We start from the raw sequence: 26,212 nt of genomic DNA on the forward strand, positions 1-26,212 counted from the left end.
CTCGCTTTCACGAGATCCGGAGAGCCCTACGGCAGCACCACCACCTTCGTCCCCACCTTCACGCGATCGTACAGGTCGATCACGTCCCGGTTGGTCATCCGGATGCAGCCCGAGGACACCGCCGCCCCGATCGTCTCCGGCTCGTTCGAGCCGTGGATGCGGTAGAGCGAGGAGCCGAGATACAGCGCCCGGGCCCCGAGCGGGTTGTTGTTGCCGCCGGCCATGTAGCGCGGTAGGTCGGGCCGGCGCTTGATCATCTGCTCGGGCGGGCGCCAGGCCGGCCATTCCTTCTTCATCGTCACAGTCTTGGTGCCGGACCAGGAAAACCCCTCGCGGCCGACGCCGACCCCGTACTGCACCGCCTCCTGGTTCGGCAGGATGTAGTAGAGCCGGCGCTGGCTGGTCGAGATCACCACCGTGCCGGGCTTGTAGGGGCTGTTCCAGCCGATGGTCTGGCGCGGTACGCCCTGCTGGCGAAAGACCGTCAGGAAGTCGGCGATCGGCCCGCGGTCGAGCAGGCTGATGGCGTGGGCCGGTGCGGCCAGGGTCAGAAGCGTGGCCGCCGTCAGGAGCGGTGTCAGCAGGCGCCGCGGCGCGGTCAGACGGGTCATCGTCCCCTCCCGTTCGGTTAACGTCGAACGGGTTGGCCGCCGGGCTGTGGCGAAAACAGGGCGGAAACAATCACCCCCAATCCATGGTGCATTCGCGCCACAGGCCGGATTGCGCGGCTCCGCCCCGTCCGCAGCCTGCCGAACGGGCACGAAACCGATCGGCTGGCGCCGGGGTCCCTCCTGATTGAGGGTCCGTTGCAGGGTCTCGCGGAGTGCCGCGTCGAGATGGCCTTTGAGGCTTCGGCTGCGGTCCCGCGAGTTCTCACCCCGCGAGGGTCATCCCGCCGGGAGGGTCACCCCTTGAGGGTCAGGGTGCCGAGATCGCCCAGCCCTCCCTCCGGCAGGAGGCCGCGCAGGGTCGCGGTGAGGGAGAAGCCGGTGGCGGTGCGCTCGATCTCGTAGAGGTGGTAGCCGGCGCAGTGCTTGAGCGCGCCGCCCCGGGCCGAGGCCGAGGGCGCGCCGATCACCGGCACGCGCCGCCCCCCCGGGGACATGACGAAGGCGACCGAACCGACATGGTTGTGGCCGTGCAGCACGAGGTCGGCGCCGACCCGGCCGATCATCGCCTCGAAGGCGTGGGCGTCGGTGAGGTTGCGCCCCGCCTTGGCGCCGCCGACATGCGGCGGATGGTGGATCATCACCACCCGGCACGGCCGCTCGGGCTCGGCGGCGAGTTCCCGGAGAATCGTTTCGGCGGCCCGGATCTGCTCGGAACCGAGGCGCCCGCTCGCGACGAAGGGCGCGGTCGGGATCGCCGAGGAGAGCCCGACGAGGGCCAGCGGCCCACGCCGGCGCAGGTAGGGAAACACCTTCTCGCCGCCGGCATCGTCCCGGGTCCAGGGGCCGACCGCGTCGAGGAGGCCCTTGAGCGAGCCGCGCACATAGGCGTCGTGGTTGCCGGGCACGAAGCTCACGAAACCGGGCTCGCCGAGCGCCTCCATGAAGGTGCGGGCGGTCTCCCATTCGCTCGGCAGGCCGATGTTGCACAGGTCGCCGGTGCAGGCGATGTGGTCGGGCGCGCTCGCGCGCAGATCGGCCACCAGGGCGGCCAGGATCTCCATGTCGTGGGTTAGCTTGCGGCCGCGGCTCCAGTTCACCCAGCCGGTGGCGCGCTTGCTCATCAGCTGGCGCAGCCGCGGGCGCGGCAGCGGGCCGACATGGGGGTCGGTGAGGTGGGCGAGGCGAAAGGTCATCGAAGGCAGCAACGCATGAGCGAGGATCAGGTCCGCTTCACGGATGTCGCGGCGGCTTTCCCGTAGCAGCGGACCGGGCCGTCACACACCCCCTTCGGTCTCATGGCCCGGCCGGATGGGACGCTCCAGGCGACCGAACCTCCTCGCGAGCGCGGTGATCAGATCCCGGCGTACATCCGTCCCGGGTTGAACAGGCCGGCGGGATCGTGGGCGGCCTTGAGGCCGGCGGTGATCCGCATCAGGGGTTCGGAGAGGGGCTCGAAGACCGGCACCGCGGCGCGCACCGCATCGGGCGCCCGCACCAGCGTGGCGTGGCCACCTTCGGCGAGGGCCGCCCGGACGACCTCCGCCCCGGCATCGCCGGTCGCCGGGGTGGCGAGCCAGATCAGGCCGCCGCCCCAATCGTAGAACCAGCGCGACGGGCGCGCCGCGGCGATGGCCGCCGCGACGGCGGGGCCGCGCCCCGGTGCGGTCGAGAGGCGCCACACCGCCTCGTCGCCGCCGGCGAAAGGCAGGACGTCGCGCACCGCGCGCCACTGCGCGGCGGCCTCCTCCCCCTCCCGCGTCGCCGGGGGGGTAAAGCCGCGCATCAGGCGGGTGAGCTGGCCGAGGCGGTAATCGACGGAGGCGGAGAAGCCCTCGATGCGCAGGAGCGTGCGGGCCGCGCCGTCGATCCCCTCCGGCAGGTGCGCCGCGCCGGTGATCTCGAACGGCGAGCCGAGCGCCACGCTCATCGCCTCGACGGCGCGGGCATCGTCGAGGCCGGCAAGCACCAGGGTCGCGGTGCGCTCGGGCACGGGCAGCACCTTGAAGGTGACCTCGGTGAGGAAGCCGAGCGTCCCCCAGGAGCCGGCCATCAGCTTCACGAGATCGAGGCCGGTGACGTTCTTCATCACCCGGCCGCCGGACTTGACCGCCTCGCCGCGCCCGTTGACGAAGCGCACGCCGATCAGGCTGTCGCGGGCCGCCCCCCCGGCGATGCGTCGCGGGCCCGAGACGTTGCCGGCGGCGACCGCGCCGATCGTCGGCTCGCCGGTCGAACCGAGCAGCGGGCGGTGGTCCATCGGCTCGAAGGGCAGCATCTGGCCGCCCTCGGCGAGCCGCGCCTCGACCTCGGCGAGCGGCGTGCCGGCCCGGGCCGCGATCACGAGCTCGGCCGGCTCGTACAGGGTGATGCCGGTCAGCCCCGCCGCCGAAAGCGTCGCCTCGTCCTGCGCAGGCCGGCCGATCCCCGCCCGGGTGCCGCCGCCGACGAGCCGCAGCCGCTCGCGCCGCGTCGCCGCCTCGCCGATCAGGGTCGCGGCCTCGGCCTCGCTGCGGGGCTGGTAGGTGCTCATCGCGGGGCTCGCTCGGGCTGGCCAGGGTCGCGCCGGAGCGCGAGGATCGGGGCGCGGATCATTGCGGGCAACCGGAGCCGGTTGCAAGCGGGGGTGGGGGCGATGAGTTGGCCCCCTTACGCCGCCGGCACCCCTCGCCCGATACGGGCGAGCACCGCGCTGCGCAGGCCCGCGATGTCGAAGCGCCAGACCAGGGCGCCGTAGACGAGGCCGCCGACGCCGAGGCAGGCCGGCAGGGCGAGCCAGGGCGCGAGGCCGCGCAGGGGCAGGAGCGCGGCCGTCATCGCCGCGGTGGCGAGGACGACGGCAAGCGGATCGCGCCAGGGCATCCGCAGGCGGCCGGGGCCGGTCAGCGCGCGCAAGCCGAGGAACAGCAGGGCGGCGACGAAGCCGAGGGATTGCGCGGCCGCGATGCCGTCCGGGCCGAAGGGACCGGCGAGCGCCAGGGCCGCGACGAGATTCACCAGCGCCCCGAGGCCGCCGGCGGCGACCAGCGGCAGGGTCCGGCGGCGGATCTGGAAGATCGGGTTGAGGGCGAAGTTCATCAGCGCCAGGGCGACGAGGCCAGGCAGCAGGAGGAGCGTGTAGCCCACGAAATGGCCGCGATACGCCTCCGGCACGGCGATCGCCTCGAGCGCCGGGGCCACGGCCCAGAAGCCCGCAGCGCTCGGCAGGATCAGCGCCAGCACGACGGCGCCGTTGCGGGCGACCTGCTCCTCGCCGGCCTCGTGGCCGCGGGTCTCGGCGGCGAGAACCGCGATCTGGAACAGCAGGAGATCGAGGGCGGCCCCGAGCGTGCTGAAGATCCGCCCGCCGATATCGGCCGCGAGCGAGAAGTAGCCGGCCTCGGCGAATCCCGCCGCGGCGGCGACCGCCGAGCGGTTGGCGAAGGGCATCAGCTGGTAGACGACGTTGGCGGCGACCACCGGCAGGCCGTAGGCCATGAACAGGCGAAGGGATTCGCGGCGGCGGGCGGCCTCGTGCGCGGTCGGCGGGTCGCCGAGCGCCCGGTGGACGGCGAGGGCGGCGAGGAACTGGCTCAGGCCCCCGGCGAGCATCACCGCGGCGGCGTCCCGCGTCGCCCAGGCGGTACCGACCATCATCACGAGGGCGAGGCCGTTCTTGACCAGGACGAGACGCAGGTAGAGGCCGCCGACGAAGCGGGCGCGGGCCAGCGCCGCCTGGTAGTCGAACAGCCCGATGCCGATCGCGGCCCCGGCCGCGGCCGCCGCCAGCAGGGCGGGCTCGCCGAAGGCCGGCCGGCCGGCCAACGCCAGGAGCGCCGCGCCCGCGAGCCCGATCGCGGTGGCCGCGTAGGCCCGGTCGAGCATGGCGCGGATCCACGGCTCGGCCGCCCGCACCCGCTCCGAGTAGAACCGGGTCGCCGAGAGGCGCAGCCACTCGAACAGCAGGATGTTGAGCACCACCGCGCCCGCCGTGCCGAGGGCGAAGCGGCCGAAATCCGCCGGCCCCAGGATCTGCGCGATGAGCAGGCCGAGGGCCAGGTTCAGGACCGCATTGACCACGAAGGCCGCGATGACCGCCATTGCAGTGAGTGCTCGTTCGAGAGGTCGGATTGCGGCGTGGATCCGCTGAATTCGACGAGAAAACGGTCCCAGTGTGGAGCGCGGGTTTTCTCCTCTCCCCGCGGGCGGGGAGAGGGCCGCGTCACCGTTCAGGTGACGCGGCGAGCCCGTAGGGCGAGGGTGAGGGGGTGTTTCCGGACGGGCCTCACTCGTCGAGCCCCCCTCACCCTCGCTCCGGCCTTCGCCTTCGCTTGCCGTGCCTCTTGAACAGAGACACGGCCCTCTCCCCGCCCGCGGGGAGAGGAGACATCCCGCGCCCTTCATCGATTGTCATGCCGCGGAAGCCCTACCCCACCGCCCGCGTCCTCGGCCGCTCCCGAGCCTCGTCTCCCGTCACGTCGCGGTAGACCCGCTCCAGCCCGTCGAGGTGGCGCTCCAGCGTCAGCGGATCGGCCCAGAACAGGTCGTAGGCGGCGCGCCCCATCCGGAGCGCGGTGGCGTCGTTGGCGAGGTGGCCCATGGCCTCGGCGAGCGAGCGGGGATCGTTGGAGCGGAACCACAGCCCGCTCTCGCCGTGGCGCACCGCCTCGCGGCCGGCGCAGACGTCGCTGACGATCACCGGGGTGCCGAGGGCGAGGGATTCGAGCACCGTGAGGGGCTGGCCCTCGTACCAGACCGACGGGAAGACGAGGGCGCGGGCGCCGCGCAGCACCGCCTTCACCTGGTCGGGGCTCTGCCAGCCGAGGAAGGACGCCTCGGGGTAGCGCGCCTCGAGCTCGGCCCGGGCCGGGCCGTCGCCGGCAAAGACCGCCCGCGCCCCGGCGAGCCGCGCCGCCTCGGCGAAGATCCCCGGCCCCTTCTCGGGCGAGAGGCGGCCGACGAACACGAAGTCGCCGGGCGGGCCGGCGCGGTGCCCGAGGGGCGCGACGTCGACCGGGTTCGGCACGTCGAAGTAGCGCGTCGTCGCGGGCAGATAGGGCGCCAGCACCTCGCGCTGCAGCCGGCTGATGGTGACCATGGCGTCGATGCCCTCGACGAGGCCGGTGCGGCGCATCAGGGCGTGGCGGGCGACGCGCAGGAGCTTGCGCGGATAGGTGCGCGAATCGCAGTTGTGGGTGAGGCAGGCCGGCCCATTCGGCACCCGGTGGCAGGTCGCGGCGACCGGATAGTCGTAGAAGCCGCCGTTCGGGCAGGCGAGGTAGTATTCGTGCGCGGTGTAGACCACAGGCGCGGCGCTCGCCCGCAGCACCGGCCCGATCGAGGGCGAGAGGGCCTTGGCCCAGGCATGGACGTGCACCACCGTGTCGCACGGGTCGGATTCGGCGACGAGGTCGCGCAGCTGTGCCGCGGCAGGGGCATTCCACAGCCACTGCACCCCGAAGGCGGCGAGAGAGCGGGCCTTGGTCACGTCGGTCTGGCCGAGCAGCACCGTCCGCACCCCGGCCTCGGCGAGGCGCGGATCGGCCGGGCCGACGGCGGCGAACAGCACGACCTCGTGGCCGCGGCGGGCGAGCCCGATCGCGCTCTCCAGCGAGACCTTGGCCTGGCCGCCATTGATGTAGGCGTGGTCGGCGACGAGGACGATTCTCACCGCCGCCCCCGCTCGGTCTGGCCGGGACCCTCATGCAGCATCGGTCGGGCTTCCTTGGAGGCGACGCGGATCGGAATCGAGGATGGGTCGGACCCCTTAGGAAACGCCTAAGCGCCCGGCGGCCGCGGGCCTTGCGCTGCGGGTCCCATCGGGCCATCCGGCTTAGACCATGCGTCCCAGCTCCTCCCCCGCCTCCGCGATCCTGCTCGCCGCCCTCGGCATCGGGCTCCTCTCCCTGATGGACGCCACCATCAAGGGCCTGTCCGACCGCTACGGCGTCACCGAGATCGCGTTCGCCCGCTACCTCGTCGGCACCGTCGTGATGGCGGGCGTGCTCGGTGCCCTGCGTCCCGGCTGGCCCTCGGCCGAGACCTGGCGCACCAACGGGCTGCGAGCCGTGCTGGTGGTCGCGACGGCGCTCTGCTTCTTCCACGGCCTCTCGGTGCTGCCGCTGGCCGAGGCGCTGGCGCTCTCGTTCCTGAGCCCGATCTTCATCGCGCTGTTCGCCGCGCTCCTCCTGCGCGAGCGGGTGCGGCCGCCGGTCTGGGCCGGGCTCGTCGTCGGCTTCCTCGGGGTCGGGATCGTGGTGGCGGGGCAGGTCGGGGCGGAAGGCGCGCAACGCGGCGCCGGCTCGGCCTGGGGCATCGCCGCGATCCTCGCCTCGGCGCTGACCTACGCGCTCTCGATGGTGCTGCTGCGCGCCCGCGCCCGGCACGACCCGGTGGTGACCATCGTGGCGATCCAGAATGCCGGGCCCGCCGCGATGCTGGCCGCGCCCGCCGCCTGGACTTGGACGCCGGTCGCCGCCCCGGACTGGGCGCTTCTCGTCCTCGTCGGCCTGCTCGGCGTCGCCGGCCACCTGGTGCTCAGCCGCGCCTACGCGCAGGCCGAGGCCTCGCGGCTCGCCGCGATGGAATACACCGCGCTACTGTGGGCGATCGGCCTCGGCTACTTCGCCTTCGGGGAGGTGCCGGGCGTGGCGACGCTCGCCGGCGCCGGGCTGATCCTCGCGGGCTCGGCGCTCGCGGCCAAGCGGTGAGCGGGCGTCAGAACCAGCCCTTCAGCTTGAAGTAGACCGCGGGCACCAAGGCGCTCGCGACGATCACCGCGAGCCCGAACGGGTAGCCGAAGGTCCAGTCGAGCTCCGGCATGTGCTTGAAGTTCATGCCGTACACGGACGCCATCAGGGTCGGCGGGATGCCGATCACCGAGACCACGGTAAGCACCCGGAAGGTGTTATTCTGCTCCATGTTGATGAGGCCGAGGGTGGCGTCGAGCAGGAACTGCACCGTCTCGGAGAGACGCGTCTCGAACTCGTCCAGCGAGGCGACGTCGAGGCGCAGGCTCTCGAACCGGGCCTTCTCCTCGGCCTTGAGCCAGGTCTCGGCCTCGCCGGCGATGTAGGGCAGGATGCGGCCGAGCCCGAGCAGCGAGGCGCGCAGCTTCGCGAGCGCCTTGCCGCGCCGGCCGATGGCGCGCAGCAGGCGCCGCAGGGCGAGGTCGCGTCGCTTCGGGGCCGCTCCCTCGCGCCGGCCATGGCCGTTGGCGCTGGTGTCGAAGGTGAAGATCCGGGTCGAGAGCGAATCGAGCTCGTCGCTCATCGTCTCGAGGCTGTCGGCCATCCGGTCGATCAGCTCCTCGACGAGCGCCAGGAACGTCTCGACGCTGGAGGCCGGCCCGTCGCGCTCGGCCTGGCGCGCCTTCACGGTATCGAAGGCGGCGAGCGGCTGGAACCGCACGGTGAGCAGCCGCTCGGGCGTCAGCACGAAGCCGAGGGGGCGCAGGCTCAGGTCGTCGTCCCGGAACGACACCATCGGGGTGCTGAGATAGAAGGCGTCCCGGCGCCGGTTGAGGCGGCGAGAGTTCTGCACCTCGCTGAGTGCGGAGCGGGACGGGACCGTGAGCCCGGTCACCGTCTCGGCCAGGGCGGTCTCGGCCTCGCTCGGATCCTCGAGGTCGAGCCAGGTGCCGTGGGGCGGCAGGGGCCGCGCCGCGCAGGCCTGGCCCTCGGCGACGACGCCCTCCGGGCCGTGCAGCGTGATCATGACCGGATGGGCTCCTGATGGGCGGATTCGGCTGTCCCGAGCCGCCCGATTGTGCCGTGCGTGCCACAGGCCAGCGCCTTGACTCGTCCGCGCGGCCCGATTATCTCCACGCCAGCCTTAGCACTCACCTGATGGGAGTGCTAATGCCCCGGTTGGGAGGCGGCTTCGGCGCCAGCACCAACCGCAATGCGTTCTGCGAAGCAAGAGGGCAGCACATGCAATTCCGTCCGCTGCACGACCGTGTCGTCGTCCGTCGCATCGAGAGCGAGGAGAAGACCAAGGGCGGCATCATCATCCCGGACTCCGCCAAGGAGAAGCCGCAAGAGGGCGAGATCGTCGCCGTCGGCCCCGGCGCCCGCGACGAGTCCGGCAAGCTGAACCCGCTCGACGTCAAGGCCGGCGACCGCGTCCTGTTCGGCAAGTGGTCGGGCACCGAGGTCAAGATCGACGGCAAGGACCTCCTCATCATGAAGGAGTCCGACATCATGGGCGTGCTGGCGTAAGCCCACTCCCCTGAGATGCCCTGAAGCCTGACGGCGGCGCCCCGCACGGGAAGCCGACGCCGGAGGGTTTTTCCCGAAACACCGATCGACAGTGAGGAATCACCATGGCAGCGAAAGACGTTCGTTTCGCCTCCGACGCCCGCGAGAAGATGCTGCGCGGCGTCGACATCCTGGCGGATGCCGTGAAGGTCACGCTCGGCCCCAAGGGCCGCAACGTCGTGATCGAGAAGAGCTTCGGCGCTCCCCGGATCACCAAGGACGGCGTGACCGTCGCCAAGGAGATCGAGCTCGCCGACAAGTTCGAGAACATGGGCGCCCAGATGGTGCGCGAAGTGGCCTCGAAGACCAACGACATCGCGGGTGACGGCACCACCACCGCGACCGTGCTGGCCCAGGCGATCGTCCGCGAGGGCGCCAAGTACGTCGCCGCCGGCATGAACCCGATGGACCTGAAGCGCGGCATCGACCTCGCCACCCAGGCCGCCGTGAAGGACATCCAGAGCCGCGCCAAGAAGGTGTCGGCCTCGGAGGAGATCGCCCAGGTCGGCACGATCTCGGCCAACGGCGACAAGGACATCGGCGAGATGATCGCCCATGCCATGCAGAAGGTCGGCAACGAGGGCGTCATCACGGTCGAGGAGGCGAAGACCGCCGAGACCGAGCTCGACGTCGTCGAGGGCATGCAGTTCGACCGCGGCTACCTCTCCCCGTACTTCATCACGAATGCGGAGAAGATGATCGCCGAGCTCGAGGATCCCTACATCCTCATCCACGAGAAGAAGCTGTCGTCGCTCCAGGCGATGCTGCCGGTGCTCGAGGCCGTCGTCCAGACCGGCAAGCCGCTGCTGATCGTCGCCGAGGACATCGAGGGCGAGGCGCTCGCCACCCTCGTCGTCAACAAGCTGCGCGGCGGCCTGAAGGTCGCGGCCGTGAAGGCGCCGGGCTTCGGTGACCGTCGCAAGGCCATGCTCGAGGACATCGCGATCCTGACCCAGGGTCAGATGATCGCCGAGGACCTCGGCATCAAGCTCGAGAACGTGACCCTCCCGATGCTCGGCCGCGCCAAGCGCGTCCGCATCGAGAAGGAGAACACCACGATCATCGACGGCGCCGGCGAGAAGTCGGACATCGAGGCCCGCGTCCAGCAGATCAAGGCGCAGATCGAGGAGACCACCTCGGACTACGACCGCGAGAAGCTCCAGGAGCGTCTGGCCAAGCTCGCGGGCGGCGTCGCGGTGATCCGTGTCGGCGGCGCGACCGAGGTCGAGGTCAAGGAGAAGAAGGACCGCGTCGACGACGCCCTCCACGCCACCCGCGCGGCGGTCGAGGAAGGCATCGTTCCCGGCGGCGGCACCGCGCTCCTGCGCGCCAAGAAGGCCGTGGCCGCTCTGACGAGCGACAACGCCGACGTCCAGGCCGGCATCAAGATCGTGCTGAAGGCCCTTGAGGCCCCGATCCGCCAGATCGCCGGCAACGCCGGTGTCGAGGGCTCGATCGTGGTCGGAAAGATCACCGACAAGGCCGACTCTGAGACCTACGGCTTCAACGCCCAGACCGAAGAGTACGTCGACATGATCCAGGCCGGCATCGTCGACCCGGCCAAGGTCGTGCGCACCGCCCTGCAGGACGCCGCTTCGGTGGCCGGCCTGCTGGTGACGACCGAGGCGATGGTCGCCGACGCCCCCAAGAAGGAGAGCGCTGCTCCGGCGATGCCGGGCGGCGGCATGGGCGGCATGGACTTCTAAGTCCAAGCCGACCAGTCTTCGAAAGACGGGAGGGGGTCGCCGCAAGGCGGCCCCTTTTCCGTTGGGGCGGCCTCCGTCGCGTCCGGACTTGCGTGCTCGGTGCCTCAGCACCGGAATCGCGGCTGTCAGAGGGGCGATGAGCGAGTGGCGACTGTGGGCCCTCTGCTCGCCACCCTCTGCAGGCTTGCAGATTCACACTTCTCCTCTGAATGCCAACTCATTGGCAGTTAGCGCGCCTCCCCTCCCCCTTGTGGGGAGGGGCCAGGGGTGGGGGCGGTGCAGGAGGCACCGCCGAGATCTCTCCGGCACCACCCCCACCTCCGGCTCCCCCCACAAGCTTGAGCGATCTCGGGCAAGCCTGAGATCGCCCGGGGAGGAGAGGCGCGCTACCTTTGAGGGGAAAGCGCTCAAACCGAGATGTATGAACTTGCTAGCCCACGAGGCGGAGGGGAGGTGCGCGCCCTGCAACGAGTGCGGTCAGCCAGATCGAGATGTGGAGATGCAATGGCCTCTCTGCCGAGGAGGACGGCGAGCGGAGCGGATGAGATCACCCCGGGCTCGCCGCCGATCCCGCCAGCAACCCGCCGTCCAGGTTGATCTCCGCCCCCGTCATGTAAGCGGCTTCGTCCGAGGCCAGCATCGCCGCCACCGCCGCGACCTCCTCCGGGGTGCCGAAGCGCTTGAGCGGGGTGTCGGCGACGAGGGCGGCCATCCGCGCCTCGCGGTCGGGGCCCTCTCCCAGCATCGGCTCCCAGATCGGGGTCAGGATCGCGGCCGGGTGGAGGGAGTTGCAGCGGATCGCCCAGCCCTGCTGGGCGCAGTAGAGCGCCACCGTCTTGGTGTGGTTGCGGATCGCGGCCTTGGACGAGGCGTAGGCGGCCGCCGCCGGGATGCCGACGAGGCCTGAGCGCGACGAGACGTTGATGATCGAGCCTCGCCCCCGCGCCTTCATCGCCCGGATCGCGTAGCGGCAGCCGAGGAAGGTGCCGTCGAGGTTGACGGGATGGACCGCCTGCCAGTCGTCCAGGCTCGCATGCTCGGGATCGTGGGCCACCGGGCTGGTCTCGAAGCCGGTGATGCCGGCATTGTTGACGACCACGTCGGCGACCGGGATGGCCTCGGCCAGGTGCAGCCAATCCTCCTCCCGGGCGACGTCCAGGCGGATGAACCGTGCGCCGATCTCGGCGGCGGTCGCGGTACCGCTCGCCTCCTCGATGTCGGTGACGACGACCTCGCCGCCCTCCTGCCGGAAGCGGGCCGCGATGGCGCGCCCGATGCCGCGGGCGCCGCCGGTCACGAGGCAGATCTTTCCGGTCAGTCGCTGCATGGTAACCTCGAGGGGCCGCTTGTGACCAATCTGCTGATCCAAAACCCTTCCCATTCTCGACCTCATCCTGAGGTGTCAGTCCATCGATGATGGACTGACCTCGAAGGAGGGCTCCAGATATCGCCGCGATCCCTGGAGCCCTCCTTCGAGGCTGCTGCAAGCAGCAGCACCTCAGGATGAGGTCGTGGGTGGGACGTATAGGATGCACACAATTCGCATCCTGTCCGAGTTGATCGCAGTTCAGGGAGACCGTAAACTTATCGTACGGCAAGTCGAGAACGAAACCACCTCACCCCAGATCCAGCCTCCCCTGCCGCCCGCCGAGCGTCACGCCCTCGTGGGCGAGCAGCCACTGCTTGCGGTGCAGCCCGCCGCCATAGCCCGTGAGCGTCGCGTTCGCGCCGATCACCCGGTGGCACGGTACCACGAGACCGACCGGGTTGGCGCCGTTGGCGAGCCCGACCGCCCGCACCGCCTTGTCGCGGCCGAGCTGCTGCGCGAGGGCGCCGTAGCTCATCGTGGTGCCGACCGGGATCGTTCGAAGCGCGGCCCAGACCTCGCGCTGGAAGGCGGTGCCGTTGTGGTGGACCGTCATCCCGTCGATGGCGCCGAGATCGCCGGCGAAATAGGCTGCGAGCGGATCGTGGATGGCCGGCGGCAAGGCGGCGTCCCGCAGGGCGAAGGTGGTGCCGTAATTCAGCCGCAGCAGGCGGCGCATCCGCGCCTCGTGGTCCGACCAGTCGAGGGCGCGCAGATGCGAGGCCTCGTCGAAGACCAGCAGCATCGTGCCGATCGGGGTCGGCAGGGTGCCGAGGAGGAAGGGGGCGACGGACATGCCCGAGCTTAGCCCCGGTGCGGAGCCGCCGCGACGGACGCGGCGGCTCGTCCACCGCTCAGTCGAGCCAGCCCTTCAGCTCGCGGGCGACGACGTGCTCGATCACCCGCATGCCCTCCGCTCCGTCGTTGAGGCAGGGCAGGTAGGCGAAGTGGGTACCGCCGCCATCCTCGAAATAGTGCCGGTTCTCGCCGTCGAGCTCTTCGAGCGTCTCGAGGCAGTCGGCGGTGAAGCCGGGCGCCACGATGGCGAGGCGCTTCACGCCCTGCGCCGCCAGCTCCTTCACGGTCTCGTCGGTGTAGGGCTTCAGCCATTCCTCGTTGCCGAAGCGCGACTGGAAAGTCGTCCGCATCCGCTCCGGCGAGTAGCCGAGCGCCTCGCGGATCAGCCGGCCGGTCTTCACGCACTGGCAATGATAGGGATCGCCCTTCATCAGGTACGATTTCGGCACGCCGTGGAACGAGGTCAGGATGACCTCGGGCTCGAAGTCGAGGGCGGCGAGGTCGCGGCGGATCGCGCTCGCCACGGCGTCGATGTAGACCGGGTCGTCGTGGTAGGGCGGCGAGACCCGCACGGTCGGCTGCCAGCGCATCTTCATCAGCGCGCGAAAGGCCTGGTCGCAGGCCGTGGCCGAGGTCGCGGCGGCGTATTGCGGGTAGAGCGGCACCAGGAGGATGCGGTCGCAGCCCTGGTCGAGGAGTGCCTGGATGCGCTGGTCGACCTCGGGCTTGCCGTAGCGCATCGCCCAGTCGACCACGACCTTATCGCCCATCGCCGCCTGCAGCTTCTCGGCCTGGCCGCGGGTGATGGTCTTGAGCGGGCCCTCGTCGCGCTCGTTGTTCCAGACCGAGGCGTAGTCGCGCCCCTTCGGGCCCGGGCGCTTGGTCAGGATGACGAGGTTGAGGAGCGGCCACCAGACCGCGCGCGGCACCTCGATGACGCGGCGGTCGGACAGGAACTCCTTGAGGTAGCGGCGCATCGGCCAGTAGCTGGTGCCCTCGGGCGTGCCGAGATTCATCAGGAGCACGCCGATCCGGCCCCAGCGCACCGCCGGATGGCCGGCGGGCAGCGCTCCGGCCTGGCCGGCGGAACCCGCACCGGCCGGGCCGACGGGAGTGGCGCCGCGGGCGAGCGTGGCGTTCGGGGTCACCTCGTTCATGATCGTCCGGTCTGTGCTGCGGCCCGGCAGGATGGCGCGTCCGGGCTCGTCTGTCTGCGCGTCGGGTGGCGATTACATAGCGCAAAGGCCGCGCGAACCAACGTCTCGCGACGCTGCACCGGGCCGGATCGGCGCGGGAAAACCCGGCGTTGCGCCGCTGCGGGACATCCAACCGTCGGAATGCCCGTGCGACACTGCCGGTCCCCCGCTGCCGGAGCCCCGCATGACCTCGCCCAGCCGCCGCCAGACCCTCGCCCTCGGACTCGGGGCCGGCCTCGCCGGGCTGGCCGGCGCGACCCCGGCCGCCGCGCGGGCCCCCGACACCGACTTCACCCTGGTCCTCGTCAACGACATCTACCGGATGGGAGCGGTGGACGGACGCGGCGGCTTTCCGAAGCTCGCCGCGGTGGTGAAGGCCGAGCGCGCGCGGGGCCGGCCGGTCCTGGTCTGCCATGCCGGCGACACGCTCTCGCCCTCGCTCCTGTCGGGCATCGACCAGGGGCGGCACATCATCACGCTCACCAACCTGATCCGGCCGGACGTGTTCGTGCCGGGCAACCACGAGTTCGATTTCGGGCAGGCGGTCTACCTGGAGCGGATGCGGGAGGCGGCCTTTCCGGTCTTTGCCGCCAACCTGCGCCGGGCCGACGGCACGCCGGTGCCGGGCACGAGCGAATCGACCATCCTGACCCTCGGCGGCATCAAGCTCGGGGTGGTCGGCATCGCCCTTCCGGAAACCGAGGCGAAGTCGCAATCCGGCGACTGGACCTTCGGTCCCGCCGTCGCGACGCTCGCCCGCGAGGCCACGGCGCTCCGGTCGGCCGGGGCCGAGATGGTGCTGGCGGTCTGCCACACCGACCGGGCGACCGACGAGGCCCTGGTGGCGAGCCGCCACGCCGACATCGTGCTGTCGGGCCACGACCACGACCTGGCGCTGCGCTACGACGACCGCACCGCCTTCGCCGAATCCGGGCACGACGCCGAGTACGTCACCGCCATCGACGTCAAGGCGGAGGGAAGCGGCAAGGCGCTGACCTGGAGCGCCGCCTTCCGCATCCACGACACCGCCGAGATCGAGCCCGATCCCGAGGTCCAGGCGGTGGTGGCACGCCTCGAAGGCGAGCTGTCGCGCGAGCTCGACCAGCCGCTCGGCCGGGTGACCGATGCCCTCGACACCCGCACCGGCGCGGTGCGCCAGGGCGAGAGCGCCTTCGGCGACCTCGTGGCCGACGCCCTGCGCCACGCCGCGGGCGCCGAGATCGGCCTGATGAATGGCGGCGGCATCCGCGGCAACCGACTCTACCCGGCCGGCACCGAGCTGACGCGCCGCGACGTCCGGACCGAGCTGCCCTTCGGCAACACGTCGGTGCTGGTGCGGATCAGCGGGGACATCCTGCGCGCCGCCCTCGAGAACGGCTTTTCCGAGATCGGACGCCCCTCCGGGCGGTTTCCGCAGGTCTCGGGGATCGCCGTCACGGTCGATCCGATGCGCCCGGTGGGCCAGCGCGTTGTCGCGGTCACGGTCGGCGAGGCGCCGCTCGACCCCGCCCGGACCTACCTGGTGGCGGCCAACAACTTCATGCTCGGCGGCGGCAACGATTACGGCATGCTGGCCCAGGGCGAGACCCTGGTCGGCACCAACGACGGCACGCTCGTCGCCAACGTGGTGATGTCCTACATCCAGGCCAACGCGCCCCTGACCATCCGTACCGGGCGCCTGACGATCCGCTGATCCTCGAGGTCCGATGCCGACAGACGATTCCGTCGCGGGCGCGCTCGCCCGCTTCCGCGCTTCCGGCTCGCCCTGGCTCGCCCTGCCGTTCTTCGAGGACGGCAGCGCCGAGCGGGTGGCGGAGGCGGTCGATGCCCGGCGCGAAGCCGGTGCCCGGGTGCTGCCGGCGCCGGAGAATATCTTCAACGCGCTCGCGCTGACGCCGCTCGACGACGTGCGGGCGGTGATCCTCGGCCAGGACCCCTACCCGACCCCGGGCGACGCCCACGGACTCGCCTTCTCGTATGTCGGCGGGCGCCGGCTGCCGGCCTCGCTCAAGGTGATCCTCGCCGAGATGGCGGAGGAGACCGGCGCCCCGGTCCCGGCCTCCGGCGACCTCTCGGGCTGGGCGCGCCAGGGCGTGCTCTTGCTCAACGCCGCGCTGACCGTCGAGGCGGGCAAGTCCGGCGCGCACATGAAGCTCGGCTGGTCGGCCCTCACCGACCAGGCGGTCGAGGCGGTCTCGAGGACGCGCCCGGCGGTCGCCTTCCTGCTGTGGGGCGCGCCGGCCCGCCAGCGCGCCGCCCTGATCGACGGCAAGAAGCACCTGGTGCTGGAGGCCGGCCACCCGTCCCCCCTCAACCGCAAGGCGGATTTCCGCGGCAGCCGGCCGTTCGGACAGGCCAATGCCTGGCTGCAGGAGAAGGGGCTGGAGCCGATCGACTGGCGGCTCGGGTGAGCGACCGGCGTCGCTCGGACACCCGGCATCCGCCGGTTTCCTGTATCGCCACCGGTCACGATATCGGCGTTCCCGCGATAAGCGCCTGAATGCCCCCCGGGGCTCGGTCCCCGCGTTGCAGCACCCTTCCCCAGCCCCAGAACCTGCGCGAGCAGGGCGATCCCCGATCGAGCGTGGCCGCGACCCACCGCGCGGCCTAGGATGGCCGAAACGGGAGGGACGCATGAACATCTTCGACGGGCCGGAGGCCCTGAAGGCGGCGATCGGGCAGGAGATCGGGATCGGCGAGTGGATCACCGTCGACCAGGCGACGATCGACCGCTTCGCCGAGGCGACGGGCGACCACCAGTGGATCCACGTCGACCCGGAGCGGGCGGCGCGGGAATCGCCCTACGGCGCCACGGTGGCGCACGGCTACCTGACCCTGTCGCTGGTGCCGCGCTTCATCGCCGGGGTGCGCCGCCTCGACGGGTTGCGGCTCAGCCTGAATTACGGCCTCGACCGGGTTCGCTTCCCCGCTCCCGTGGTGGTGGGCTCGCGCCTGCGCGGCCGGGTGCGGGTGGCCGCCGCCCTCGACGTGCCGCCGCGCGGCCTGCGCACCACCTACGGCGTGACCGTGGAGATCGAGGGCGGCGACAAACCGGCCTGCCTCGCCGACGCCGTGGTGCTGCACCACTGGTGAACCGCACGTCGTTCGGCGGATTGTCCACCGGGCAGAGAGCGGGGCTGTACGGATGACCTTCGAGGCGGAGAAGCGCGCGCTCCAGCGCGTGGTGGCGGTGGCCGGGCTCGTGCCGGTGCTGGGCGGGCTTTACGGGGTGCTGTTCGGCCAGGCCGGCCTCGGCGGTGGCAGCGTCGACATCTCGACCGACAGCCACCTGCGCTACCTGTCGGGCCTGCTCCTCGGGATCGGCCTGTTGTTCTGGTCGACGATTCCGGCGATCGAGAGCCGGACCTCGCTGTTCCGCTTCCTGACCATGGTGGTGGCGCTCGGCGGCCTCGCCCGGCTGCTCGGGCTGTGGCTCACCGGGGTGCCGTCGCTCACCATGCTGGCCGCGCTCGGCATGGAGCTCGTGGTCACGCCGCTCCTGTGCCTGTGGCAGATCCGGGTGGCGAACCGGGCCGGGGAGCACGCTCCTCCGGCCAGGTCGGGCCCGTGACCGGTCTTCCCGGCTCCTAGGCCACCGGGCCCGACACGCCGGCCTGCTCGAAGGTCGCCATCTCGCGGTGGCAGGCCACCGCCGCCTTGACGAGCCCGAGCGCCAGGGCGGCGCCGCTGCCCTCGCCGAGGCGAAGGCCGAGGTCGAGGAGCGGGCGCAGGCCGAGGCGTTCCAGCACCGCGGCGTGGTTGCCCTCAGCCGAGACGTGGCCGGCCAGGCAGTGGTCGAGGGCGCGGGGATCGACCGCATGGAGGAGCGCCGCCGCCGCGGTCGAGACGTAGCCGTCGATCACCACCGGCACCCGCTGGAGCCGCGCGGCCAGGATCGCGCCCGCCATGGCGGCGATCTCGCGCCCGCCGAGGCGGGCCATCACGGCGAGCGGATCGTCGAGATGGCCCTGATGGCAGGCGAGCGCCGCCTCGACCGCCGCGACCTTGCGGGCGTGCCCCGCCTGGTCCACGCCGGTGCCGCGGCCGACCCAGGAGGCCGGCTCGCCGCCGAACAGCGCGGCATAGATCGCGGCCGCGACCGTGGTGTTGCCGATGCCCATCTCGCCGACGCCGAGCCCGTCGGTGCCCGCCGCCACCGCCTCCATGCCGAACGCCATCGTGGCGACGCAGGCCTTCTCGGTCATCGCCGGCTCGGTGGTGATGTCGCCGGTCGGCATGTCGATGGCGAGGTCGAACACCTTGAAGCCGAGGCCGTAGGCGCCGCAGATCTGGTTGATCGCCGCGCCGCCGGCCGCGAAGTTGTCGAGCATCTGGCGGTTGACCGCGGACGGGTAGGCCGAGACGCCGCGGGCCGCCACGCCGTGGCTGCCGGCGAAGACGCAGACCAGCGGCCGGTCGAGGGTCGGGGGCGCCTTGCCCTGCCAGGCCGCCATCCAGGCGGCCAGGAACTCGAGCCGGCCGAGGCTGCCCGGGGGCTTGGTCAGAACGGAATCGCGGGCCGAGACCTCGGCGGCGGCGGATTCGTCCGGTCCCGGCATGGTGGCGATCAGGCGGCGGATGTCGTCGAACGGGGCGGCGTCGGTCGTGTCGGCAGTCATGGACTCTCTCGCTCCGCGGGGGTTTCCCCCGCCGGGGCGGGGCTTCCCCGCCCGGTGGGCTTTCGTGGGCCGAGCAGATACAGCAAAATGCCGCGTGGGCGCGAATCCGGCATACGGATCGCCCTCGGGCGTCGGGATGCGTGGTGCGATGGCGACGGGCGTGAGAGCGGGGCCGGGCGAGGCCGACGACGAGTTCGAGCCGCCGCCGCCGCATTCCGGCCCGTGGCCGCCGCTGCGCGACCTCGCCGCCTGCCTGCGCTTCTACAGCCGCCTGCCGGTCCCGGCACTGCCGGGCGAGACCGACCGGCACGCCGCCCCCGACTTCCGCATCGTGCCGCGGATGCTGCCGCTCGCCGGCCTGGTGATCGGCCTGCCGGGGGCGGTCGCGCTCGCCGCCGGGCTCGCCCTCGGCCTCGGGCCGTTCCTCGCCGCGACCCTGGCGCTGACCGTCTCCACCCTGGTCACCGGGGCCCTGCACGAGGACGGGCTCGCCGACGTGGCCGACGGGTTCGGGGGCGGGCTGACGGTGGCGCGGCGCCTCGAGATCATGCGCGACAGCCGCATCGGCGCCTACGGGGCCGCAGCCCTGGTCCTGTCCTGTGCCCTGCGCATCGGCGCGCTGGCGACGCTCGCCGACCGGATCGGCTGGCGCGTCGCGGTCGCCCTGCTGGCGGTCGCGGCGCTCTCGCGCACCGCCGCCCTGTGGCCGCTCTGCCGCCTGCCGCCGGCCCGGCCGGACGGCGCCGCCCACGCGGTCGGCCGGCCGAGCGGCGCCACCCATGCCACCGCCTGGGCGCTCTGCCTCGCGGTGCTGATCGCGGCCGGCCTCCTCGGCCTGCCCTGGCTCGGCCTCGCGCTCGCCGGTCTCCTGGCCTTCGTTGCCGCCTGGACCCTGTCGCGGATGGCCGCGCGCCTCGTCGGCGGCCAGACCGGCGACGTCATCGGGGCGTGCCAGCAGACCGCCGAGATCGCCGCCCTCCTCGCCCTCGTGATCGCGGTTCCCGCCTGATGCCCGCCTCCTCCCCCTGCATCCGCCTCTGCGTCCTCGATCCCGTCACCGGCCTGTGCGAGGGCTGCGGCCGCACCGGCGACGAGATCGCCGCCTGGGGCGCTCTCGCCGAGCCGGAGCGGCTGCGCATCATGGCGGGACTGCCGGCCCGGCTCGCCGCGGCCTATCCCGACCTCGAGCCGGCGCCCTCCCCGGCCCCCGTGGTCGCCTGACCGGTGCCGGGCGCGGTCGGCATCGGGCTCCTGCTGCTCGCCTGCGCCTACGCGCTCAACGCCGTCGGCGGCCGCGCGATCGCGGGCCTGCGCCCGGACGAGGCGGCCGGGCTCGCGGGCGGCTTCGCCGCCGCGCTGCTCATCCTCAACGGCGTCGGGAACCGGTTCCGGACCGGCTTCGGCGAGGGCGTCCTCGCCCTCCTGGTCTGGGGCGTCGTCGGCACCGGGCTCGCCTCCCTCTACGTCTACCGCGACCAGGCCCGCGACCTCGCCTTCCGTACCCTCGGCGAGATGGACCCGGGCCAGCCGGTGCCCGGCGCCGGCCGCGAGGTGACGATCGCCCGCCGGGTCGACGGCGGCTTCACCGTCCAGGCGGCGGTGAACGGGCGGCGTCATGCCTTCGTGTTCGATACCGGCGCCAGCGCCGTCGTGCTCACCGCCGAGACCGCCGCGGCGCTCGGCCTCCACCCGGCCCCCTCCGCCTTCCGGGTCCAGGTCCAGACCGCCAACGGTCGCACCGCCGCCGCCCCGGTGATGCTCGACACGGTGGCGGTCGGCCCGATCGGCGAGACCCGCGTCTCCGCCCTGGTCACCCGCCCGGGGGCCCTGAGCGTCAACCTGCTCGGAATGAGCTTCTTGGAGCGCCTCGCCTCCTACGAGGTCCGGGGCAGCCGGCTGATCCTGCGCGGGGCGGGAGGTGAAACAAGCGCTCGGTGACGGTGCCGCGGGTCGGGCAGGCCTCGGCCGGCCGCCCTGAGACAATCCGCCTCCGAGACAACCGACGCGGTTCGGAGGCGCCCGGAGCGAGTTTACATGAATACGCCGGGCCCGCGCGGGAGAGGGAAACCCGCGCCGTTCCTCTCAGCACGATCAGCCCACGCCGCGATCGGCGGGAACCCGGGCAATCGCCGTCTCGGCAGCGCAGTCGATGACGGCCGGCCCGACGGGGGGCAGGACTAGCGTGCCGCGTCCGGCCCCGGAAAGGCGCCGAGCGACACCCGCGCGACATCCCGCAGGGCCTCCCGGTCGGCGCCCGAGGATGCGAGCACGCCCATGCCCGAGGCGACCGTCGAGAGAAAGCGCGCCAACGCCGCCGGGTCGGCGGACGCACCGAGGTCGCCGTCGCGCTGAGCCGCGGCGAAGCGCTCGCGCAGCTCGGTCTCGGACTGGGCACGCCGGGAGGCGAGCTCGAACGGAATGTTCTCCGAGCCCTCGCCGCAGGCGAGCCCGCCCTGGACCAGCAGGCAGCCGGGGGGGTTGGCCGGATCGGTGTGGCTCTCGGCGATGCTGGTCAGGAACCGCTCGGCCACCTCGCGGGCGGTGGCGCCGGCCAGCACGTAGCGCATGTGCGTGGAGCGCCGCTCGGCGTAGCGGTCGAGCGCCGCCTTGAGCAGCCCCTCCTTGCTGCCGAAGGCCGCGTAGAGGCTCGGCGGCTTGATGCCCATCGCCTTCGTCAGCATGGCGAGGCTGGCGCCGTCGTAGCCGTGGCGCCAGAACACCTCCATCGCCTCGTCGAGGGCCTTGTCCGTGTCGAACGACCGGGGCCGTCCCATCGCCATCGCCTGCCGACTCCCATTTTTGTATCGAGTGGTAGATAAGTATCTTGACGGGCCGCGTCGACACCGACATGCGTATCGTACGATACAGATATCGGAGCCGGTCGTGAACCCATCTCGCGCCCCATCCCTAGGCCAATTCCTCGTCCGGCGCAGCGCCGGGATCGGCCTCGTCCTCGCCCTGCTGGCCGGGGCCTCCTATCCCTTCCTCGCGCCGTCCTTCACCCGGGGGAACGCTGCCATCGCGGCGACGCCGCCGACCGAGGCCGCGGTGCCCGCCCCGGTCGCCGCGATCACCCCGCGCGACGTGGTGCTGTGGGACGATTTCTCCGGTCGCCTCGAGGCGGTCGAGCGCGTCGACGTCCGGGCCCGCGTCGGCGGGGCGGTCCAGGCGACGCACTTCGCCGAAGGGGAACTCGTCGAGGCCGGCGACCTCCTGGTGACCATCGACCCGGCGCCCTATGCGGCGGAGGTCCAGCGCCTGGAGGCCCAGGTGGCGGGGGCCGAGGCCCGGGTCGCCCTGACGGTGAGCGACCTCGAACGCGGGCGCCGGCTCTCCGACCAGCAGATCGTCACCGCCCGCGACCTCGACGTGCGCGCCAACGCCGCCAAGGAGGCGAAGGCGAGCCTGGACGCCGCCAAGGCGGCGCTGGCGTCGGCCAGGCTGAACCTCGGCTACACCGAGATCCGGGCGGCGGTGGCCGGGCGCGTCGGGCGCCGCGAGGTCACGCCCGGCAACCTCGTCACCGCTGGCGCGGGGGCGGCGGTGCTCACCACCCTGGTCTCGGTCGATCCGATCCATGCGAGCTTCGACGCCGACGAGACGGTGGTGCTCCAGGCGCTCGCCTCGATCGCCGGCCCGGCGGGCGGGCGCGGCCGGCTCGACGCCATCCCGGTCGAGATGACCACCGCCGAGGGAGCGCCCGCCCGCGGGCACCTGCAATTCATCGACAACAAGGTCGATGCGCGCAGCGGGACGGTCCGGGTGCGCGCCAGCTTCGCCAACGGCGACGGCCGGCTCATCCCGGGGCAGTTCGCGCGGATGCGGCTCGGCCGACCCGCGCCCGAGCGGCTGCTCCTCGTCGACGAGCGGGCGGTCGGCACCGACCAGGACAAGAAGTTCGTGCTCGTCGTCGGGGCGGACGACCGCGCCGCGTTCCGGGCGATCACCCTCGGCCGCGCGGTCGACGGCCTGCGGGTCGTGACGTCGGGCCTGTCGGGCGGCGAGCGCATCGTCGTCAACGGCCTGCAGCGGATCCGCCCCGGCACGCTGCTCAGCCCCGAGCCGGTGACGATGGGCGCGCGCGGCGCCCCCGAGACGCGCCGCCTCGCCGAGCGCTGACGACCCCGGCACCCCCGACCCGATCCACCGTCCGGCGCGGACACCCGGCGGCGGCTCCCGAGCGGCCGCGCGGATCCCCCGTGCCTTCCCGCTCCCCGGCCGTCTGCCCGTTTCCGTCTGCTGCCCTGCCGTCTTCTCCCTGGCCCGCTGCCCCGCCCCCGGAGGGCGCCATGACCCTGTCCAAGTTCTTCATCGACCGGCCGATCTTCGCGGGCGTGCTCTCGGTGCTCATCTTCATCGGCGGCCTGCTGGCGCTCCTGGCGATGCCGATCTCCGAGTATCCCGACGTGGTGCCGCCCTCCGTGGTGGTGCGCGCGACCTTCCCGGGGGCCAACCCGAAGGTGATCGCCGAGACGGTGGCGACGCCGATCGAGGAGCAAATCAACGGCGTCGAGGGCATGCTCTACATGTCGAGCCAGGCGACGACGGACGGCATCATGACGCTGACCGTCACCTTCCGGCTCGGCACCGACCCCGACAAGGCCCAGCAGCTCGTCCAGAACCGGGTCTCGCAGGCCGAGCCGCGCCTGCCGGCGATCGTGCGCCAGCTCGGCATCGTCACGGTGAAGTCCTCGCCCGACCTGACGATGGTGGTCCACCTTGTCTCGCCGAACGGGCGCTACGACATGACGTACCTGCGCAACTACGCGGTGCTCAACATCAAGGATCGGCTGGCCCGCCTCGACGGCGTCGGCCAAGTCCAGCTGTTCGGGTCCGGCGACTACGCGATGCGGATCTGGCTCGACCCGCAGAAGACCGCCGAGCACGGCCTGTCGGCGGGCGACGTGGTGCGGGAGATCCAGGCCCAGAACGTGGAAGCGGCGGCCGGCATCATCGGCGCCTCGCCGGCGGTGCCCGGCCTCGACCTCCAGCTCTCGCTCAACGCCGAGGGGCGCCTCGCGAACGAGGAGCAGTTCGGCGACATCGTGGTCAAGACGGGAGAGAACGGCGAGATCACGCGGCTTCGCGACATCGCCCGCATCGAGCTCGGCGCCTCGGACTACGCGCTGCGCTCGCTCCTCGACAACAAGGCCGCGGTGGCGCTGCCGATCTCGCAATCGCCCGGCTCGAACGCGATCCGGATCTCCGACGAGGTCCGCCGGACCATGGCGGAGATCAAGCGGACGATGCCCGAGGGGGTCGACTACCAGATCGTCTACGACCCGACGCAGTTCGTGCGCGCCTCGATCGAGGCGGTGATCCACACGCTGCTCGAGGCGGTCGCCCTCGTGGTCCTGGTGGTGATCCTCTTCCTGCAGACCTGGCGGGCCTCGATCATCCCGCTCCTCGCCGTGCCGGTCTCGATCGTCGGCACCTTCGCGGTGATGCACGCCTTCGGCTTCTCGATCAACGCGCTCAGCCTGTTCGGCCTCGTGCTCGCCATCGGCATCGTAGTCGACGACGCCATCGTGGTGGTCGAGAACGTCGAACGCAACATCGAGGCCGGGCTGTCGCCGCGGGACGCCAGCTACCAGGCGATGCGCGAGGTCTCGGGTCCGATCATCGCCATCGCGCTGGTGCTGGTGGCCGTCTTCGTGCCGCTCGCCTTCATCAGCGGGCTCACCGGCCAGTTCTACAAGCAGTTCGCCCTCACCATCGCGATCTCGACGGTCATCTCGGCGATCAACTCGCTGACCCTGTCGCCGGCCCTCTCGGCGCTCTTGCTGCGCGACCACCACGCCCCGAAGGACCGGCTGACGCGGGCGCTCGACACCCTGCTCGGCTGGTTCTTTCGCCGGTTCAACCGCGCCTTCGGGCGCGCCTCCGACGGCTACGGCCGCGGCGTCGGCGCCGTCGTCTCGCGCAAGGGCGCGATGATGGTGCTCTACCTCGTCCTCGTCGGGCTCACCGTCGGGCTGTTTCGCCAGATCCCCGGCGGCTTCGTGCCGGGGCAGGACAAGCAGTACCTCGTCGGCTTCGCGCAGCTGCCCGACGGCGCCACCCTCGACCGGACCGAGGAGGTGATCCGGAAGATGAGCGAGATCGCCTTGAAGGAGCCCGGCGTCGAGAGCGCGGTGGCCTTCCCGGGCCTGTCGATCAACGGCTTCACCAACTCGTCGAATTCGGGGATCGTGTTCTCGACCCTCAAGCCGTTCGAGGAGCGCAAGGACCCCTCGCTCAACGGCGCGGCGATCGCGCAGTCGCTCAACCGCAAATACGCGGCGATTCCCGAGGCCTTCATCGCGATGTTCCCGCCCCCGCCGGTCAACGGGCTCGGCACCATCGGGGGGTTCAAGCTCCAGATCGAGGACCGCGCCGGCCTCGGCTACGAGGCGCTGAACGAGGCCACGAAGGCGTTCCTCGCCCGGGCCGCGCAGGCGCCGGAGCTGGCCGGCCTCTTCTCCAGCTTCCAGATGAACGTGCCGCAGCTCTTCGCCGAGATCGACCGGACCAAGGCGCGCCAGCTCCGTGTCCCGGTCACCGACGTGTTCGACACGCTGCAGATCTATCTCGGATCGCTCTACGTCAACGACTTCAACAAGTTCGGCCGCACCTACTCGGTCCGGGTCCAGGCCGACGCCCCCTTCCGCGCCCGCCAGGACGATGTCGGACTCCTGAAGGTCAGGGCGGGATCGGGCGAGATGGTCCCGCTCTCGACCCTGCTGCGGGTGCGCCAGACCGCAGGGCCCGAGCGGGCGATGCGCTACAACGGCTTCCTCACCGCCGACATCAACGCGGGTGCCGCCCCCGGCGTCTCGTCGGGCCAGGCACAGGCCGCCGCCGCCCGCATCGCCGCCGAGACGCTGCCGCGGGGTTTCGCCTTCGAGTGGACCGACCTCACCTATCAGGAGTTCATCGCCGGCAATTCGGGAATCTGGGTCTTTCCGCTCGCGCTGCTCCTCGTCTTCCTGGTTCTGGCCGCGCAGTACGAGAGCCTTGCCCTGCCGCTCGCGATCCTCCTGATCGTGCCGATGGGGCTGCTGGCGGCGATGTTCGGGGTCTGGCTCTCGGCGGGCGACAACAACGTCTTCACCCAGATCGGCCTGATCGTGCTCGTCGGCCTCTCGGCGAAGAACGCCATCCTGATCGTCGAATTCGCCCGCGAGCTGGAATTCGCCGGCCGCACGCCGCTCGCTGCCGCCATCGAGGCGAGCCGCCTGCGGCTGCGCCCGATCCTCATGACCTCGATGGCCTTCATCATGGGCGTCCTGCCCCTCGTCACCGCTACCGGGGCCGGCGCGGAGATGCGCCGCGCCATGGGCGTCGCGGTGTTCTCCGGCATGATCGGCGTCACCGCCTTCGGGCTATTTCTGACACCGGTCTTCTACGTGCTGCTGCGCCGCCTCTCGGGCAACCGTCCGCTGAAGCACCACGGGGATGAGAAGCCCCACGCGGGGCAGGCCGGGATCGGGCAGGCCGCGTAGCCGGCGGGGAAGCTCGCCGAGGCTGCGCGCCGGCCGGCTGCATGACGACGGAGCGCCGACCGCTATCCCGTTCGTGCAGCGCCCGGAATCCTCCGGGCGATGCGGCCCGCGCGCAGCAGGCGACGCGACCATGCCTCGCGATGTCCCCGGACGGTCCTGATGCGGGGGGAAGAATTGATGGGCGTCGCCCCCCCGCGG

General features: G+C 72.0%; 23 protein-coding genes. 12 read left to right on the top strand and 11 right to left on the bottom strand.

Going from position 1 to position 26,212, the window contains the following annotated elements; translation table 11 throughout:
- Positions 1 to 26 precede the first annotated feature (26 nt).
- The 5 genes from V3T34_RS26375 to V3T34_RS26395 all read right to left on the bottom strand — a co-directional run bounded on the left by V3T34_RS26375 (position 27) and on the right by V3T34_RS26395 (position 6,258).
- On the bottom strand, positions 27 to 611 hold the full coding sequence (locus tag V3T34_RS26375; protein ID WP_305078542.1) for a L,D-transpeptidase: 585 nt from the start codon (positions 609 to 611) through the stop codon (positions 27 to 29).
- Positions 612 to 904: 293 nt separating this feature from the next.
- Positions 905 to 1,804, bottom strand: coding sequence for a metallophosphoesterase family protein (locus V3T34_RS26380; RefSeq protein ID WP_305078543.1), 900 nt, complete (start codon positions 1,802 to 1,804; stop codon positions 905 to 907).
- Between the two features lie 158 nt (positions 1,805 to 1,962).
- The gene (glcE, locus tag V3T34_RS26385) at positions 1,963 to 3,141 is read right to left on the bottom strand and encodes a glycolate oxidase subunit GlcE (protein WP_331369320.1); all 1,179 of its coding nucleotides are present in this window, start codon (positions 3,139 to 3,141) and stop codon (positions 1,963 to 1,965) included.
- A 116-nt stretch (positions 3,142 to 3,257) separates the two neighbouring features.
- Positions 3,258 to 4,688, bottom strand: coding sequence for a lipopolysaccharide biosynthesis protein (locus tag V3T34_RS26390; protein ID WP_305078545.1), 1,431 nt, complete (start codon positions 4,686 to 4,688; stop codon positions 3,258 to 3,260).
- A gap of 325 nt (positions 4,689 to 5,013) precedes the next feature.
- A complete protein-coding gene (locus V3T34_RS26395) occupies positions 5,014 to 6,258 on the bottom strand; it encodes a glycosyltransferase family 4 protein (RefSeq protein WP_305078546.1) in 1,245 nt (414 codons plus the stop codon).
- 169 nt (positions 6,259 to 6,427) lie between these two features.
- Between V3T34_RS26395 and V3T34_RS26400 the strand changes: the two genes are divergently transcribed.
- On the top strand, positions 6,428 to 7,297 hold the full coding sequence (locus V3T34_RS26400) for a DMT family transporter (protein ID WP_305078547.1): 870 nt from the start codon (positions 6,428 to 6,430) through the stop codon (positions 7,295 to 7,297).
- Between the two features lie 7 nt (positions 7,298 to 7,304).
- Here the strand turns inward: V3T34_RS26400 and V3T34_RS26405 are convergent, their stop codons facing one another.
- Entirely contained in the window at positions 7,305 to 8,303 is a 999-nt protein-coding gene (locus tag V3T34_RS26405; RefSeq protein ID WP_305078548.1) for a magnesium transporter CorA family protein, read from the bottom strand.
- Between the two features lie 215 nt (positions 8,304 to 8,518).
- Between V3T34_RS26405 and groES the strand changes: the two genes are divergently transcribed.
- Both groES and groL read left to right on the top strand, forming a co-directional pair.
- Positions 8,519 to 8,806: a co-chaperone GroES gene (groES, locus tag V3T34_RS26410; RefSeq protein ID WP_060850025.1), complete on the top strand. Its 288-nt coding sequence runs from the start codon at positions 8,519 to 8,521 to the stop codon at positions 8,804 to 8,806.
- A 104-nt stretch (positions 8,807 to 8,910) separates the two neighbouring features.
- Positions 8,911 to 10,551, top strand: a complete 1,641-nt coding sequence (gene groL / locus V3T34_RS26415) for a chaperonin GroEL (protein ID WP_305078549.1) — start codon at positions 8,911 to 8,913, stop codon at positions 10,549 to 10,551.
- Positions 10,552 to 11,098: 547 nt separating this feature from the next.
- Here groL and V3T34_RS26420 read toward each other — a convergent pair.
- From V3T34_RS26420 to hemH, 3 genes are all read right to left on the bottom strand, one after another.
- A complete protein-coding gene (locus V3T34_RS26420) occupies positions 11,099 to 11,878 on the bottom strand; it encodes an SDR family oxidoreductase (protein ID WP_305078550.1) in 780 nt (259 codons plus the stop codon).
- Positions 11,879 to 12,167: 289 nt separating this feature from the next.
- Entirely contained in the window at positions 12,168 to 12,713 is a 546-nt protein-coding gene (locus V3T34_RS26425; protein WP_305078551.1) for a methylated-DNA--[protein]-cysteine S-methyltransferase, read from the bottom strand.
- Between the two features lie 58 nt (positions 12,714 to 12,771).
- Positions 12,772 to 13,872 carry a ferrochelatase gene (gene hemH / locus V3T34_RS26430; RefSeq protein WP_060850021.1) on the bottom strand — a complete coding sequence of 367 codons (1,101 nt, stop codon included), beginning with the start codon at positions 13,870 to 13,872 and terminating at the stop codon, positions 12,772 to 12,774.
- Between the two features lie 223 nt (positions 13,873 to 14,095).
- On the opposite strand from hemH, the gene V3T34_RS26435 reads away from it, so the two are divergent.
- The 4 genes from V3T34_RS26435 (at position 14,096) to V3T34_RS26450 (ending at position 17,482) form a co-directional block, all read left to right on the top strand.
- Positions 14,096 to 15,604, top strand: coding sequence for a bifunctional metallophosphatase/5'-nucleotidase (locus tag V3T34_RS26435; RefSeq protein ID WP_305078552.1), 1,509 nt, complete (start codon positions 14,096 to 14,098; stop codon positions 15,602 to 15,604).
- Between the two features lie 13 nt (positions 15,605 to 15,617).
- A complete protein-coding gene (gene ung, locus V3T34_RS26440; RefSeq protein ID WP_305078553.1) occupies positions 15,618 to 16,322 on the top strand; it encodes a uracil-DNA glycosylase in 705 nt (234 codons plus the stop codon).
- Between the two features lie 223 nt (positions 16,323 to 16,545).
- Complete coding sequence (locus tag V3T34_RS26445) at positions 16,546 to 17,004, top strand: MaoC family dehydratase (protein ID WP_305078554.1); 459 nt, start codon at positions 16,546 to 16,548, stop codon at positions 17,002 to 17,004.
- 52 nt (positions 17,005 to 17,056) lie between these two features.
- Positions 17,057 to 17,482: a DUF4345 domain-containing protein gene (locus tag V3T34_RS26450; RefSeq protein ID WP_305078555.1), complete on the top strand. Its 426-nt coding sequence runs from the start codon at positions 17,057 to 17,059 to the stop codon at positions 17,480 to 17,482.
- Between the two features lie 16 nt (positions 17,483 to 17,498).
- On the opposite strand, the gene cobT is transcribed toward V3T34_RS26450, so the two are convergent.
- Positions 17,499 to 18,530 (bottom strand): nicotinate-nucleotide--dimethylbenzimidazole phosphoribosyltransferase, encoded by a 1,032-nt coding sequence (gene cobT, locus V3T34_RS26455; protein WP_060850016.1) that lies wholly within the window; start codon positions 18,528 to 18,530, stop codon positions 17,499 to 17,501.
- Positions 18,531 to 18,678: 148 nt separating this feature from the next.
- Between cobT and V3T34_RS26460 the strand changes: the two genes are divergently transcribed.
- From V3T34_RS26460 to V3T34_RS26470, 3 genes are read left to right on the top strand one after another with little or no spacing between them, the layout of a single operon-like run.
- Positions 18,679 to 19,539 (top strand): adenosylcobinamide-GDP ribazoletransferase, encoded by an 861-nt coding sequence (locus V3T34_RS26460; protein ID WP_305078556.1) that lies wholly within the window; start codon positions 18,679 to 18,681, stop codon positions 19,537 to 19,539.
- Entirely contained in the window at positions 19,539 to 19,751 is a 213-nt protein-coding gene (locus tag V3T34_RS26465; RefSeq protein ID WP_305078557.1) for a DUF1289 domain-containing protein, read from the top strand. Before V3T34_RS26460 ends, V3T34_RS26465 begins: the two co-directional genes overlap by 1 nt.
- 3 nt (positions 19,752 to 19,754) lie before the next feature.
- A complete protein-coding gene (locus V3T34_RS26470; RefSeq protein WP_305078558.1) occupies positions 19,755 to 20,468 on the top strand; it encodes a retropepsin-like aspartic protease family protein in 714 nt (237 codons plus the stop codon).
- 239 nt (positions 20,469 to 20,707) lie between these two features.
- Here the strand turns inward: V3T34_RS26470 and V3T34_RS26475 are convergent, their stop codons facing one another.
- A complete protein-coding gene (locus V3T34_RS26475; protein ID WP_060850013.1) occupies positions 20,708 to 21,310 on the bottom strand; it encodes a TetR/AcrR family transcriptional regulator in 603 nt (200 codons plus the stop codon).
- An 88-nt stretch (positions 21,311 to 21,398) separates the two neighbouring features.
- Here V3T34_RS26475 and V3T34_RS26480 point away from each other — a divergent pair, with 88 nt between their 5' ends.
- Together V3T34_RS26480 and V3T34_RS26485 are read left to right on the top strand one after the other, a co-directional pair.
- Positions 21,399 to 22,649: an efflux RND transporter periplasmic adaptor subunit gene (locus tag V3T34_RS26480; protein WP_305078565.1), complete on the top strand. Its 1,251-nt coding sequence runs from the start codon at positions 21,399 to 21,401 to the stop codon at positions 22,647 to 22,649.
- Positions 22,650 to 22,819: 170 nt separating this feature from the next.
- Complete coding sequence (locus V3T34_RS26485; protein WP_060850012.1) at positions 22,820 to 26,014, top strand: efflux RND transporter permease subunit; 3,195 nt, start codon at positions 22,820 to 22,822, stop codon at positions 26,012 to 26,014.
- Positions 26,015 to 26,212 lie beyond the last annotated feature (198 nt).

The organism is Methylobacterium ajmalii, from assembly GCF_036448855.1.
Lineage (GTDB): Bacteria > Pseudomonadota > Alphaproteobacteria > Rhizobiales > Beijerinckiaceae > Methylobacterium > Methylobacterium ajmalii.

Coding starts and splice junctions, on each gene's coding strand:
- V3T34_RS26375 (WP_305078542.1), bottom strand. CDS start 611: ATGACCCGTCTGACCGCGCCGCGGCGCCTGCTGACACCGCTCCTGACG.
- V3T34_RS26380 (WP_305078543.1), bottom strand. CDS start 1,804: ATGACCTTTCGCCTCGCCCACCTCACCGACCCCCATGTCGGCCCGCTG.
- glcE (WP_331369320.1), bottom strand. CDS start 3,141: ATGAGCACCTACCAGCCCCGCAGCGAGGCCGAGGCCGCGACCCTGATC.
- V3T34_RS26390 (WP_305078545.1), bottom strand. CDS start 4,688: ATGGCGGTCATCGCGGCCTTCGTGGTCAATGCGGTCCTGAACCTGGCC.
- V3T34_RS26400 (WP_305078547.1), top strand. CDS start 6,428: ATGCGTCCCAGCTCCTCCCCCGCCTCCGCGATCCTGCTCGCCGCCCTC.
- V3T34_RS26405 (WP_305078548.1), bottom strand. CDS start 8,303: ATGATCACGCTGCACGGCCCGGAGGGCGTCGTCGCCGAGGGCCAGGCC.
- groES (WP_060850025.1), top strand. CDS start 8,519: ATGCAATTCCGTCCGCTGCACGACCGTGTCGTCGTCCGTCGCATCGAG.
- groL (WP_305078549.1), top strand. CDS start 8,911: ATGGCAGCGAAAGACGTTCGTTTCGCCTCCGACGCCCGCGAGAAGATG.
- V3T34_RS26420 (WP_305078550.1), bottom strand. CDS start 11,878: ATGCAGCGACTGACCGGAAAGATCTGCCTCGTGACCGGCGGCGCCCGC.
- V3T34_RS26425 (WP_305078551.1), bottom strand. CDS start 12,713: ATGTCCGTCGCCCCCTTCCTCCTCGGCACCCTGCCGACCCCGATCGGC.
- hemH (WP_060850021.1), bottom strand. CDS start 13,872: ATGAACGAGGTGACCCCGAACGCCACGCTCGCCCGCGGCGCCACTCCC.
- V3T34_RS26435 (WP_305078552.1), top strand. CDS start 14,096: ATGACCTCGCCCAGCCGCCGCCAGACCCTCGCCCTCGGACTCGGGGCC.
- ung (WP_305078553.1), top strand. CDS start 15,618: ATGCCGACAGACGATTCCGTCGCGGGCGCGCTCGCCCGCTTCCGCGCT.
- V3T34_RS26445 (WP_305078554.1), top strand. CDS start 16,546: ATGAACATCTTCGACGGGCCGGAGGCCCTGAAGGCGGCGATCGGGCAG.
- V3T34_RS26450 (WP_305078555.1), top strand. CDS start 17,057: ATGACCTTCGAGGCGGAGAAGCGCGCGCTCCAGCGCGTGGTGGCGGTG.
- cobT (WP_060850016.1), bottom strand. CDS start 18,530: ATGACTGCCGACACGACCGACGCCGCCCCGTTCGACGACATCCGCCGC.
- V3T34_RS26460 (WP_305078556.1), top strand. CDS start 18,679: ATGGCGACGGGCGTGAGAGCGGGGCCGGGCGAGGCCGACGACGAGTTC.
- V3T34_RS26465 (WP_305078557.1), top strand. CDS start 19,539: ATGCCCGCCTCCTCCCCCTGCATCCGCCTCTGCGTCCTCGATCCCGTC.
- V3T34_RS26475 (WP_060850013.1), bottom strand. CDS start 21,310: ATGGCGATGGGACGGCCCCGGTCGTTCGACACGGACAAGGCCCTCGAC.
- V3T34_RS26485 (WP_060850012.1), top strand. CDS start 22,820: ATGACCCTGTCCAAGTTCTTCATCGACCGGCCGATCTTCGCGGGCGTG.